Below are 11,262 nucleotides of genomic sequence, written 5' to 3'. Positions count from 1 at the left end.
GCGCGCCGCCTGTACCTGGGCGAGGCCGAGCAGCAGTACCGCGCGGCCGCTCAGGCCATCGACGCCGTCTGGGCCTACAACCTCAGGCTGGGCGAGCAGCTCACGGCCGATGGCCGCAACACCTTCGAGGCGGCGCTGGTGCTGATCGCGGCGGTGTGCGCGGCGGCGTTGCTGCTGGGCGCCGGCGCCGCGCTGCTGATCACCCGCTCCATCACGGCGCAGATGGGCGGCGAGCCGCGCGACGTGCTGGGCGTGGCGCAGGCCATCGCCGAAGGCGACCTGAGCATCGACTTCAACCTGCCGCCGGGCCGCTCACGCAGCGTGGTGGGTGCCATCCGCACCATGCGCGATCGCCTGGCCGACCTGGTGGGCCAGGTGCGGCAGAGCAGCCACAGCATTGCCACCGGCTCGGCCCAGGTGGCCGTGGGCAGTGTCGACCTGAGCCAGCGCACCGAAGAGCAGGCCAGCAACCTGCAGCAGACCGCGGCGTCAGTGGAGCAGCTGGTGGGCACTGTGCGCAGCAATGCCGAGACCGCCCGCCAGGCCGACCAGCTGGCCGCGAGGGCCTGCGCCGCGGCCACGCAGGGCGGGGCGGTGGTGGGGCAGGTGGCAGCCACCATGCAGGACATCGCAAAGGCTTCGCAGCGCATCACCGACATCATCGGCGTCATCGACGGCATCGCGTTCCAGACCAACCTGCTGGCGCTCAATGCGGCGGTGGAAGCGGCCCGTGCCGGCGACCACGGCCGCGGCTTTGCGGTGGTGGCGGGCGAAGTGCGGGCGCTGGCCCAGCGCTCGGCCGGCGCCGCGCGAGAGATCAAGTCGCTCATCGGCGACAGCGTGTCGCGCGTGGATTCGGGTTCGCAGCGGGCGCAGGAAGCGGGCGATGCGATGCGCGACATCGTGGCCCAGGTGCAGCAGGTGAGCCAGCTGATCGCGGCCATCTCGCTGGCCACCAACGAGCAATCCACCGGCATCGGCCAGGTGGGCGACGCGGTGAGCCAGCTCGATCAGGTGACGCAGCGCAACGCCGCGCTGGTGGAAGAAAGCGCCGCCGCTGCCGACAGCCTGAAGCAGCAGGCCGAGCGGCTGACGGCGCTGGTGGGCACGTTCAAGCTGCGCCAGCCGTGATTCATCAGCCGCCGATGCGCCCCAGCAGCAGGTACTCCATGAGTGCCTTCTGCACGTGCATGCGGTTCTCGGCTTCGTCCCACACCACCGACTGCGGGCCGTCGATCACGTCGGCCGTGACCTCCTCGCCGCGGTGGGCGGGCAGGCAGTGCATGAAGAGGGCGTCGGGCTGGGCCTCGGCCATCATCCCGGCGTCCACGCACCAGTTGGCAAAGGCCTGGCGGCGGGCCTCGTTCTCGGCCTCGTAGCCCATGCTGGTCCACACGTCGGTGGTCACCAGGTGGGCGCCGGCGCAGGCTTCCTTGGGATCGGCGAACACGCGGTAGCAGTCGGGGTTCTTCACGCCGGCCACCGCGGGGTCGATCTCGTAGCCGCCGGGCGTGCTCACATGCACCGTGAAGCCCAGGATCTCGGCCGCCTGCAGCCAGGTGTTGGCCATGTTGTTGCCGTCGCCCACCCAGGCCACCACCTTGCCTTCGATCGAGCCGCGGTGCTCGATGAAGGTGAAGATGTCGGCCAGGATCTGGCACGGGTGGTATTCATTGGTCAGGCCGTTGATCACCGGCACGCGCGAATGCGCGGCAAAGCGCTCCAGCTTGCTTTGCTCGTAGGTGCGGATCATCACCAGGTCGACCATGCGGCTGATCACGCGCGCGCTGTCCTCGATCGGCTCGGCCCGGCCCAGCTGGCTGTCGCCGGTGGTCAGGTGCACCACCGAGCCGCCCATCTGGTACATGCCGGCCTCGAAGCTCACGCGGGTGCGGGTGCTGGCCTTCTCGAAGATCATGGCCAGCGTGCGGTCGGTCAGCGGCTGGTACTTCTCGTAGTTCTTGAAGCGCTGCTTGATGATCAGCGCCCGCTCGAACAGGTAGCCGTATTCCTCGGCTCGGAAATCCTTGAACTGCAGGTAGTGCTTCATCAGGCGGGCTCCGGGTTTCATGCCTTGCCACCCGCCAGGAACTGTTTGATCAGCGGGCACAGGATGGCCACGATCTGTGCGGCTTCTTCAGCCGTGAGGATCAGCGGCGGCACCAGGCGCACCACGCGGTCGGCGGTCACGCTCAGCAGCAGGCCCTTGTCGCAGGCCTGGCCCAGCAGCTCGCCGCAGGGGCGGTCGAGCTCGATGCCCAGCATCAGGCCCTGGCCACGTACTTCCACGAAGCCTTCCACGCCTTCCAGCTCACGTTCGATGGCGGTGCGCAGCAGGCCGCCCACGCGCGCGGCGTTCTCGAGCAGGCCGTCTTCTTCCATGATGCGCAGCGTCTCGACCCCGGCGCGCATGGACAGCGGGTTGCCGCCGAAGGTGGTGCCGTGGTTGCCCGGGCCAAACACCTTGGCCGCCTTGGGCCCGGCCACCACCGCGCCCACCGGCACGCCCGAGCCCAGGCCCTTGGCCAGCGGCATCACGTCGGGCTGGATGCCGGCCCACTGGTGTGCGAACCACTTGCCGGTGCGGCCGATGCCGCACTGCACCTCGTCCAGCATCAGCAGCCAGTCCTGCTCGTCGCAGAGGCGCCGCAGCGACTTCAGGTAATCGGTGCGGGCGGGGTTGATGCCGCCTTCGCCCTGGATGGTTTCCAGGAACACCGCCACCACGTTGGGGTTGGTGCGCGCCACTTCCTCCACCGCGGCCAGGTCGTTCATCGGCACGCGCACGAAGCCTTCGACCAGCGGGCCGAAGCCGGCCTGCACCTTGACGTTGCCGGTGGCCGACAGCGTGGCGATGGAGCGGCCATGGAAGGCCTTCTCGTAGACGATGATTTCGGGCCGTTCGATGCCCTTGTCATGCCCGTATTTGCGGGCGATCTTCAGCGCCGCTTCGTTGGCTTCCAGGCCGGTGGAGCAGAAGAAGGCATTGGTCAGGCCCGACAGCTCGCACAGCTTGGCGGCCAGGGTTTCCTGCAGCGGCACGTGGTAGTAGTTGCAGGAGTGGATCAGCTTGCCGATCTGGTCCTGCAGCGCCGGCACCAGCTTGGGGTGCGCATGGCCCAGGGTGTTGACGGCGATGCCGCCCAGGCCGTCGAGGTATTCGCGGCCCTGCGTGTCCCAGACCTTGCAGCCTCGGCCGTGCGACAGCGCGATGGGCAGGCGGCCGTAGGTGTGCATCACGTGCGGCTCGGTCGGCAGGGCGGTGTCAACGGTCATGAAATGGCTCCGGCGGGGCAGGAAAACGCCCGTCTGATGGGCAAGAGGGGCCGGATTCTAAAGGCGTGCGCATGACGGCACGGCAGCGCCCCCTGGCGCAAGCCCCGGCGTGCTGCGGCGCAACAGGCTCAGGGCACAATCATGGGCTTGCGGCCGCGCACACCCCGTGCCGCGCCCGAGCCAGATCCTGCATGAAGCCACTCACTACTCCCCCCAAGCCGCGCGAATTCGTCGTCCAGGGTCTGACCAAGGACGGTCGCACCTTCCGTCCCAGCGACTGGGCGGAGCGGCTGGCAGGAGCCATGTCGTGTTTTCGGCCGGGCGGCAACGTGGGCGGCCCGGGCGCGCGCATCGGCTATTCGCCCTACTGCGTGCCCACGTCGGTGGGCAAGGTCAAGGCGGTGCTGATCAGCGAGGCGCTGAAGGAAATCGAGCCCATGGCCTGGGACTTCGTGATGAACTTCGCCCGCGACAACGACCTGCAAGTGGCCGAGGTGTGCGTGCTGCCCGACGTGCCGCCGCCTGCGGCGCGCTGAAGGCGAGGGGCCGGTGGCGGCCCCGGATGCGACAAGGGGTGCCCGCGGCACCCCTCACGTAAAAAGGGCCTGCAGAGCAGGCCCTTTTTTTACATCACCCGACTGGCCGGCTGATCAGGCCGAGGCGGTCGCGGCCGACAGGGCCTTGACCTTGGCCGACAGGCGGCTCTTGTGGCGGGCAGCCTTGTTCTTGTGGAAGATGCCCTTGTCAGCGACCGAGTCGATGACGCTCTGGGCGACTGCGAACAGTTCGGTGGCCTTGGCCTTGTCGCCAGCGACGACGGCCTTCTGCACGTTCTTGACGACGGTGCGGAACTTCGAGCGCAGGGCGGTGTTAGCAGCGTTCAGCTTCACGTCCTGGCGCGCGCGCTTGCGGCCGGAGGCGAGGCGGACGGTCTTCTTCTTGGCTTTGGAAGAGGTTGCCATAGCGTATGTGGTTTGCCGGGTGATGCAGAGCCAGCGAGTATAGCACGCCAGCGCCGGGCGGCATAATCGCGCGCCGCCGGCCTGGCTCAGGCTTGTGCGGACCGGGGCGCCGCGCGTGCTTCGGCTCCATTTTCAGTGACCGCGGCTCCAGGCCGCCCGCCCCGTGAACCTTTTCAAGGCCGCTTCCACCGTTTCGCTGCTGACGCTCGCTTCGCGCATCACCGGCCTCGTGCGCGACCAGTTGATGGCCGGTGCCTTCGGCGCCAGCGCCTGGACAGACGCCTTCAACGTGGCGTTCCGCATTCCCAACCTGCTGCGCCGGCTGTTCGCCGAAGGCGCCTTTTCGCAGGCCTTCGTGCCCATCCTGGCCGCCACGCGTGAGCGCGACGGCGACGCCGCCACCCACCAGCTGATCGACGCGGTGGCCACCATGCTGTTCTGGGCGCTGGCTGTCACGGTGGCGGTGGGCATCGTGGCCGCGCCGCTGCTGGTGCTGGCCATCGGCTCGGGGCTGCAGCGCTTCGACGACGCGGTGCAGCTCACCCGCTGGATGTTCCCGTACATCGGCTTCATGTCGCTGGTGGCGCTGGCCGGCGGCATCCTCAACACCTGGCGGCAGTTCACGGTGCCGGCGCTCACGCCGGTGTTGCTCAACGTGGCCTGGATCGTGGCGGCCATCTGGCTGGCGCCGGTGTTCCAGCGCCACGGCATCGAGCCCATCTACGCCATTGCGGTGGGCGTGCTGGTGGGCGGCGTGCTGCAGCTGGCGGTGCAGGTGCCGGCGCTGGCGCGGCTGGGCGCGCTGCCGCGCATCGGCCTGCTGCCGGGGTCGATCAAGGCCGCCTGGCACCACCCGGGCGTGCACCGCGTGCTCAGGCAGATGGCGCCGGCGCTGGTGGGTGTGTCGGTGGCGCAGCTGTCGTTGCTGATCAACACCCAGATCGCGTCGCGCGTGGGCGTGGGGGCGGTGTCGTGGCTGTTCTATGCCGACCGGCTGATGGAGTTTCCGACCGGGCTGCTGGGCGTGGCGCTGGGCGTGGTGCTGCTGCCGCAGCTGTCTTCGGCGCAGGCCAGGGGCGATACCGAGCGTTACTCGGGCCTGCTCGACTGGGGCCTGCGGCTGATGCTGGTGCTGGCGCTGCCGTGCGCCATCGCGCTGCTGGTGTTCGCGCGGCCGCTGGTGGCGGTGCTGTTCCACTATGGCCAGTTCACCCCCACCGACGTGGAGCAGACGGTGCGCGCGCTGATGGGTTACGGCGCCGGGCTGATGGGGCTGGTGTCGGTCAAGGTGCTGGCGCCGGGCTTCTACGCCCGCCAGGACATCCGCACGCCGGTGCGCATCGCCATCATCGTGCTGGTGGTCACCCAGCTGATGAACCTGGTCTTCGTGCCCTGGCTGGGCCATGCGGGGCTGGCGCTGTCCATCGGCCTGGGCGCGCTGGTCAATGCCAGCTGGCTGCTGTGGGGGCTGCTCCAGCGCGGCGTGTACCTGCCGCGGCCGGGCTGGGGTCTGTTCCTGCTGCGCATCGGCATCGCCACCGCGGTGCTGGGCGCGGCGTTGGCGGTGGCCTCGGCACGCATCGACTGGATCGGCCTGCAGGCCCATGCCGGGCTGCGCGCGGCCTGGATGGCGGGCGTGCTGGGCGGGGTGGCGCTGCTGTACTTCAGCGTGCTGGCCCTGCTGGGATTGAGGCCTCGACACTTCGCCCGTCACGGTTGAAGCCATCGCCTACACTGGGTCGATGACAGGTACGCTGCGCTTCGAGGCCCCGTCCCCGCTGACTTACTTCGCGTCGCTGGTGGCCGAGGTCGAAAGCCTCTCCTTGCTGGAGGCGGCGGTCTCCATCGCCCAGGACGACTATCCGCAGCTCGACCCCCAGACGGTGCTGGCCGACATCGACAGCCTGGCCTGGCAGCTCAAGCGCCGCATCCCTGCCGATGCGGCCGCGCTGCAGAAGCTGCGGCTGCTCAACCGCTACTTCTTCCATGAGCTGGGCTTCGGCGGCAACGTCAACGACTTCTACGACCCGGCCAACAGCTACCTGCACAAGGTGCTGGAAACCCGCCGCGGCATCCCCATCAGCCTGGCCATCCTCTACATCGAGATCGCCACCCAGATCGGCCTGACCGCGCGCGGCGTCTCATTTCCCGGGCACTTCCTGGTCAAGCTGCGCATGACGCAGGGCGAAGTGGTGATCGACCCGTTCAACGGCCAGTCGCTGTCGCGTGAAGACCTGGACGAGCGCCTGGCCCCGTACCGCCGCCAGCAGGGGCTGGAGGGCGATTTCGAGGTGCCGCTGGGCCTGTTTCTGCAGTCCACGCCGGCGCGCGACGTGCTGGCCCGCATGCTGGGCAACCTGAAGGAAATCCACCGCAGCGCCAACGACTGGCCGCGCCTGTTCGCGGTGATCGAGCGGCTGGTGGTGCTGCTGCCGCAGCAGTGGGACCAGCGGCGCGACCGTGCGCTGTGCCTGGAAGAACTGGGCCGCGCCGACGAGGCCGCCGACGACCTGGCCATCTACCTGCAGCACCGCCCCGACGCCGAAGACGCCGCCGCGCTGCGCCGGCGCATGACGCAGCTGCGCCGCAGCGGCAGGCCGCCGTTGCACTGAGCCAGTGGCCCCGGGGCGGGTTCTTTACAATGCGCGGTTTCGCGCGGCGTCGCCCGGCGAACAAAAAGAACCCATGAGACAGTTGCCGCTGGCGTTCGGGCCGCGCCCGCCGCAAACCTTTGAAAGCTACCTGGCCCGCGCCAATGCGCCGGCCGTGGCCCACCTGCAGTCGCTGCAGCCGCCTTCGCCGCCGGTGTACCTGTGGGGGCCGGCGGGCAGCGGCAAGACCCATCTGCTGCATGCGCTCACGCTGGCTGCGCAGGAGCGTGGCGAGCGCGCCGGCTGGTTCAATGCCGCATCGCCGCTGCCGTTTGAATTCGACGACACTTGGTCGCTGATCGTCATCGACGAAGCCGACGCGCTGGACGCCGCCCGCCAGCACGGCGCCTTCACGCTGTTCATCGAGGCCATGAGCCACGGCGTGCAGCTGGTGGCTGCCGGCCGGCTGCCGCCGGTGGACCTGCCGGTGCGCGACGACCTGCGCACCCGGCTGGGCTGGGGCCCGGTGTTCGGGCTGCAGCCGCTGACCGAGGCCGAGGCCCGCGCCGCGCTGCGCCGCGAGGCCGACCGGCGCGGCATTTTTCTCTCCGATGAAGTGATGGACTACGTGCTGAGCCGCTTGTCGCGCGACATGAAAGACCTGATGGGCCTGCTGGACCGGCTGGACGACTTCGCGCTCGCCGAGCAGCGCCAGGTGACGGTGCCGCTGCTCAAGCTGATGCTGGCCGAAGAAGGGCAGGGCGCATGAACCTGACGCTGTTCGACCTCGACGGCACGCTGCTGCCCATCGATTCCGACCACGCCTTCGGGCAGTTCATGGTGCGCACCGGCTGGGCCGATGGCGCCGCCTTCCAGGCCGAGAACGACCGCTTCTTCGCCGACTACCAGGCCGGCCGGCTCGACCTGGCGGCCTACATCCGCTTTGCCACCTCGCCCTGGCGGGACCGGCCTTTCGACGAGATCGAGGCCGGCCGTGTGCGCTTTTTCAACGAGGCCATCCAGCCGGTGCTGCACGACAGTGCCCGCGCGCTGGTGCGCGGCCATGCCGAGGCGGGTGACCTGATCGCCATCGTCACCGCCACCAACGAATTCGTCACCCAGCCCATCGCCCGTGCCTTCGAGGTGCCGACGCTGATCGCGGTGGAACTGGCGCGTGATGCGCAGGGCCGCGTCACCGGCGACATCCAGGGCATCCCTTCCTACCGCGAAGGCAAGGTGCCGCGTGTCGAAGCCTGGCTGGCCGCCCAAGGCCGCCAGCGTGCCGACTTCGACCGCATCACCGTCTACAGCGACTCCACCAACGACCTGCCGCTGCTCGAATGGGCGACCGATGCCGTCGCCACCAACCCGAGCGCCGCGCTCGAAGCCATCGCGCGGGAGCGCGTCTGGCGCATCCTGAGACTTTTCGAATGATCAAGACCTTCATCGACAGGCTGCTGGGCAAGTCGCCCGCCAAGGCCGGCAAGGCCGGCGTCGCCAAGGTGCCGCTGGGCAAACGGGTGGAGGTGCCGGCCACCGAGCACCGCATCAACCCCGAGCTGCTGGACGAGCGCGCGGTGCGCGTGGTGCGCACCCTCAAGGACGCCGGCTTCGAGGCCTACATCGTGGGCGGCGCGGTGCGCGACCTGCTGGTCAACCGCCGTCCTAAGGACTTCGACGTCGCCACAAATGCCACGCCGGAAGAGGTCAAGGCACTGTTCCGCCGGGCCTTCATCATCGGCCGGCGCTTTCGCATCGTGCATGTGATCTTCGGCCGTGGCCGCGAGCATGAGGTGGTGGAGGTGTCCACCTTCCGCGCCTACCTGGACAACAGCGCGGCCGAGCAGGTGGGCGGCAACGAAAAAACCTCCAAGGCCGAGCTGGCCAACAAGAGCCATGCGGTGGACGCCGCCGGCCGGGTGCTGCGCGACAACGTGTGGGGCCCGCAGATCGAAGACGCCGCCCGCCGCGACTTCACCATCAACGCGATGTACTACGACCCGGTGAGCGAGATCGTGGTCGACTACCACGGCGGCCTGAAGGACATCGAACGGCAGGTGCTGCGCATGATCGGCGACCCGGTGACCCGCTACCGCGAAGACCCGGTGCGCATCGTGCGCGTGGTGCGCTTCGCGGCCAAGCTGGGCTTCCAGATCGAGGCCAAGACCCGCGCCCCCATCGCCGAGATGGCCGCGCTGCTGGACAACATCCCGGTCTCGCGCCTGTTCGACGAAACCATCAAGCTGCTGCAGACCGGCCATGCGGTGGCCAGCGTGCAGGAGCTGCGCAAGCAGGGCCTGGGCAGCCGTTTCCCGATGCTGGACGTGCTGATCGGCCCCGGTGCCGACCAGCCCCAGCATGCCAGTCGCCGCAAGTTCGTGGAAATGGCGCTGGCCGACACCGACCGCCGCGTGTCCGAAGACCGCCCGGTGGCGCCCAGCTTCCTGCTGGCCTGCCTGCTGTGGCATGAGGTGCTGGCCGGCTGGCAGCGCCGCCGCGATGAAGGCGAGCCGCCGTTCCCCGCGCTGATGCAGGCGGTGGACGCGGTGTTCGACGCCCGCGTGGGCGACATCTCGGGCCGCGGCAAGCTGGGCACCGACATGCGCGAGATCTGGGGCATGCAGCCGCGCTTCGAGCGGCGCACCGGCAGTGCGCCGTTCTCGCTGGTCGAGCAGCCGCGCTTTCGCGCCGGCTACGACTTTTTGCGGCTGCGCGCCGACGCCGGCGAGGTGGACCCGGCGCTGGCCGAATGGTGGGAAGACTTTGCGCTGGGCACGCCTGAGGAGCGCGAAGCGCTGCTGGCCGCCGCGCGTGAGCAGCAGGGCAAGACCCGCCGCGTGCCGGGCGCTGCAGGCGCCGCCAAGCCGGCCCGCAGCCGCAAGCCCAAGGCCGAAGCCGGCGCGGCCGGCGAAGGGCTGGCCGACCGCGGCGCCGCCGCCGCCGAGGGCGCCGACGCCACCGACCGAACAGACGAGCACGGCGCCGACAGCACCGCCGACCTGGACGGCGACGAGGACCTGGCCACCGCGCCGGCCGACGGCGCCCCGGCCCGCAAGCGCCGCCGTCGCCGCCGCAAGCCGGCGGGCGCTGGATCGGCTGGCGCCGAAGGCACTGACGCCGGCGCCGCCGCGCCGGGCGGCGAGGGCGCTTGAGCCTGCCGGCCGCGCCCCTGGCTGACGAACGCATCTTCGTCGGCCTGGGCGCCAACCTGGGCGATGCGCGGGCCACGCTGGAAGCGGCCCTGGCCGCATTGGCCGCACTGCCCGACACCCGGCTCATGGCCCGTTCCAGCTATTACCGCACCGCGCCGGTGGACGCCGGCGGGCCGGACTACCTGAACGCCGTGGCCGAGCTGCGCAGCAGCCTGGCGCCCGAGGCGCTGCTGGACGCGCTGCAGGCCATCGAGCAGCAGCATGGCCGCGAGCGGCCCTACCGCAACGCGCCGCGCACGCTGGACCTCGACCTGCTGCTGGTGGGCGCCCTGCGCCTGGACACCCCGCGGCTGACGCTGCCGCACCCGCGGCTGCACCAACGCGCCTTCGTGCTGGCGCCGCTGGCCGAACTGGCGCCGGAACTGGCCATCTATGGCCTGGGCGACGTGTCCACGCTGCTGGCCGCCTGCGCCGACCAGCGGATCGAGCGCCTGTCCCCACGCTGAACGGCATCGGCCATGCTCGACCGCCTGCGCCACATCGCCATCGAAGGGCCGATCGGCGTGGGCAAGAGCACGCTGGCGCGGCTGCTGGCGGCCCGGCTCGATGCGCAGCTGCTGCTGGAGCGCCCGCACGACAACCCGTTCCTCGAGCGCTTCTACGCCGAGCCCGCGCGCTACGCGATGCAGACGCAGCTGTGCTTTCTGTTCCAGCGCATCGAGCAGTACCGCGGGCTGGCGCAGCCCGGCATGTTCACGCCGCGCGTGGTCAGCGACTTCATGTTCGCCAAGGACGCGCTGTTCGCGCAGCTCACGCTGTCGGACGATGAGTTCCGGCTCTACAGCCAGATCCATGCGGCCATGGCGCCGCAGATGCCGGCGCCCGACCTGGTGATCTGGCTGCAGGCCGATGCGGCCACGCTGCTGGGCCGCATCGCCCACCGTGGTCTGGCGATGGAGCAGGGCATCGAGGCCGCCTACCTGCAGCGGCTGGGCCACGCCTACGCCGCCTGGTTCGGTCGCGAGTCCGCCTTGCCGGTGCTGGCCATCGACACCACCCGCTTCAATCCGCTGGCACAGCCCGAGCACCTCGACCGTCTGTTGCAGCGGCTGCACAACTTCGTCGGTCCGCGCGAGGCGTGGTAGGGGCGCCCGCTTACACTGCGCGCCCCTGTGTCTTTATGACTGTGCCGTGACCGTCCTGTGACAGTCATGCGCCGCCCGAACGAGGAAAAGCCCGATGCTGTTCGGCAAGCTCCTGCCCCGCGAGGGCAATTTTTTT

12 protein-coding genes are annotated in these 11,262 nt (G+C 69.8%); 9 read left to right on the top strand and 3 right to left on the bottom strand.

What is annotated here, in order from left to right; all coding sequences use genetic code 11:
* The coding region (locus tag ABNT58_RS26405) for a methyl-accepting chemotaxis protein (RefSeq protein ID WP_348756351.1) at positions 1-1,131 on the top strand (1,131 nt) is incomplete at its 5' end.
* A 4-nt stretch (positions 1,132-1,135) separates the two neighbouring features.
* Here the strand turns inward: ABNT58_RS26405 and argF are convergent.
* The gene (argF, locus tag ABNT58_RS26400; RefSeq protein WP_348756350.1) at positions 1,136-2,071 is read right to left on the bottom strand and encodes an ornithine carbamoyltransferase; all 936 of its coding nucleotides are present in this window, start codon (positions 2,069-2,071) and stop codon (positions 1,136-1,138) included.
* Positions 2,068-3,276, bottom strand: a complete 1,209-nt coding sequence (locus tag ABNT58_RS26395) for an aspartate aminotransferase family protein (protein WP_348756349.1) — start codon at positions 3,274-3,276, stop codon at positions 2,068-2,070. The genes argF and ABNT58_RS26395 overlap by 4 nt, the downstream gene beginning before the upstream one ends.
* A gap of 191 nt (positions 3,277-3,467) precedes the next feature.
* Here ABNT58_RS26395 and ABNT58_RS26390 point away from each other — a divergent pair, with 191 nt between their 5' ends.
* On the top strand, positions 3,468-3,812 hold the full coding sequence (locus ABNT58_RS26390) for a DUF3579 domain-containing protein (protein ID WP_348756348.1): 345 nt from the start codon (positions 3,468-3,470) through the stop codon (positions 3,810-3,812).
* 114 nt (positions 3,813-3,926) lie between these two features.
* On the opposite strand, the gene rpsT is transcribed toward ABNT58_RS26390, so the two are convergent.
* Positions 3,927-4,238, bottom strand: coding sequence for a 30S ribosomal protein S20 (rpsT, locus tag ABNT58_RS26385; RefSeq protein ID WP_250199568.1), 312 nt, complete (start codon positions 4,236-4,238; stop codon positions 3,927-3,929).
* Between the two features lie 163 nt (positions 4,239-4,401).
* Here rpsT and murJ point away from each other — a divergent pair, with 163 nt between their 5' ends.
* The 7 genes from murJ to ABNT58_RS26350 all read left to right on the top strand — a co-directional run bounded on the left by murJ (position 4,402) and on the right by ABNT58_RS26350 (position 11,126).
* Positions 4,402-5,958 carry a murein biosynthesis integral membrane protein MurJ gene (gene murJ, locus ABNT58_RS26380; protein WP_348756347.1) on the top strand — a complete coding sequence of 519 codons (1,557 nt, stop codon included), beginning with the start codon at positions 4,402-4,404 and terminating at the stop codon, positions 5,956-5,958.
* 22 nt (positions 5,959-5,980) lie between these two features.
* The gene (locus ABNT58_RS26375) at positions 5,981-6,850 is read left to right on the top strand and encodes a tetratricopeptide repeat protein (RefSeq protein ID WP_348756346.1); all 870 of its coding nucleotides are present in this window, start codon (positions 5,981-5,983) and stop codon (positions 6,848-6,850) included.
* A gap of 73 nt (positions 6,851-6,923) precedes the next feature.
* Positions 6,924-7,598: a DnaA regulatory inactivator Hda gene (gene hda / locus ABNT58_RS26370; RefSeq protein ID WP_348756345.1), complete on the top strand. Its 675-nt coding sequence runs from the start codon at positions 6,924-6,926 to the stop codon at positions 7,596-7,598.
* Positions 7,595-8,263 (top strand): HAD-IB family hydrolase, encoded by a 669-nt coding sequence (locus ABNT58_RS26365; protein WP_348756344.1) that lies wholly within the window; start codon positions 7,595-7,597, stop codon positions 8,261-8,263. The genes hda and ABNT58_RS26365 overlap by 4 nt, the downstream gene beginning before the upstream one ends.
* Complete coding sequence (pcnB, locus tag ABNT58_RS26360; protein WP_348756343.1) at positions 8,260-9,981, top strand: polynucleotide adenylyltransferase PcnB; 1,722 nt, start codon at positions 8,260-8,262, stop codon at positions 9,979-9,981. Before ABNT58_RS26365 ends, pcnB begins: the two co-directional genes overlap by 4 nt.
* Positions 9,978-10,487, top strand: coding sequence for a 2-amino-4-hydroxy-6-hydroxymethyldihydropteridine diphosphokinase (gene folK / locus ABNT58_RS26355; RefSeq protein ID WP_348756342.1), 510 nt, complete (start codon positions 9,978-9,980; stop codon positions 10,485-10,487). The genes pcnB and folK overlap by 4 nt, the downstream gene beginning before the upstream one ends.
* A gap of 12 nt (positions 10,488-10,499) precedes the next feature.
* Positions 10,500-11,126 carry a deoxynucleoside kinase gene (locus ABNT58_RS26350; protein WP_348756341.1) on the top strand — a complete coding sequence of 209 codons (627 nt, stop codon included), beginning with the start codon at positions 10,500-10,502 and terminating at the stop codon, positions 11,124-11,126.
* Positions 11,127-11,262: the final 136 nt, after the last annotated feature.

The sequence above is a fragment of the uncultured Aquincola sp. genome (assembly GCF_964001545.1).
Classification (GTDB): Bacteria; Pseudomonadota; Gammaproteobacteria; order Burkholderiales; family Burkholderiaceae_C; genus Aquincola.
Note: the sequence above shows the minus strand (reverse complement) of the source record. Positions and strands in the feature narration are given on the sequence as shown.

Excerpts from the sequence above, each read along its gene's own strand:
- argF (WP_348756350.1), bottom strand. The coding sequence starts at position 2,071 with ATGAAACCCGGAGCCCGCCTGATGAAGCACTACCTGCAGTTCAAGGAT.
- ABNT58_RS26395 (WP_348756349.1), bottom strand. The coding sequence starts at position 3,276 with ATGACCGTTGACACCGCCCTGCCGACCGAGCCGCACGTGATGCACACC.
- ABNT58_RS26390 (WP_348756348.1), top strand. The coding sequence starts at position 3,468 with ATGAAGCCACTCACTACTCCCCCCAAGCCGCGCGAATTCGTCGTCCAG.
- rpsT (WP_250199568.1), bottom strand. The coding sequence starts at position 4,238 with ATGGCAACCTCTTCCAAAGCCAAGAAGAAGACCGTCCGCCTCGCCTCC.
- ABNT58_RS26375 (WP_348756346.1), top strand. The coding sequence starts at position 5,981 with ATGACAGGTACGCTGCGCTTCGAGGCCCCGTCCCCGCTGACTTACTTC.
- hda (WP_348756345.1), top strand. The coding sequence starts at position 6,924 with ATGAGACAGTTGCCGCTGGCGTTCGGGCCGCGCCCGCCGCAAACCTTT.
- ABNT58_RS26365 (WP_348756344.1), top strand. The coding sequence starts at position 7,595 with ATGAACCTGACGCTGTTCGACCTCGACGGCACGCTGCTGCCCATCGAT.
- pcnB (WP_348756343.1), top strand. The coding sequence starts at position 8,260 with ATGATCAAGACCTTCATCGACAGGCTGCTGGGCAAGTCGCCCGCCAAG.
- ABNT58_RS26350 (WP_348756341.1), top strand. The coding sequence starts at position 10,500 with ATGCTCGACCGCCTGCGCCACATCGCCATCGAAGGGCCGATCGGCGTG.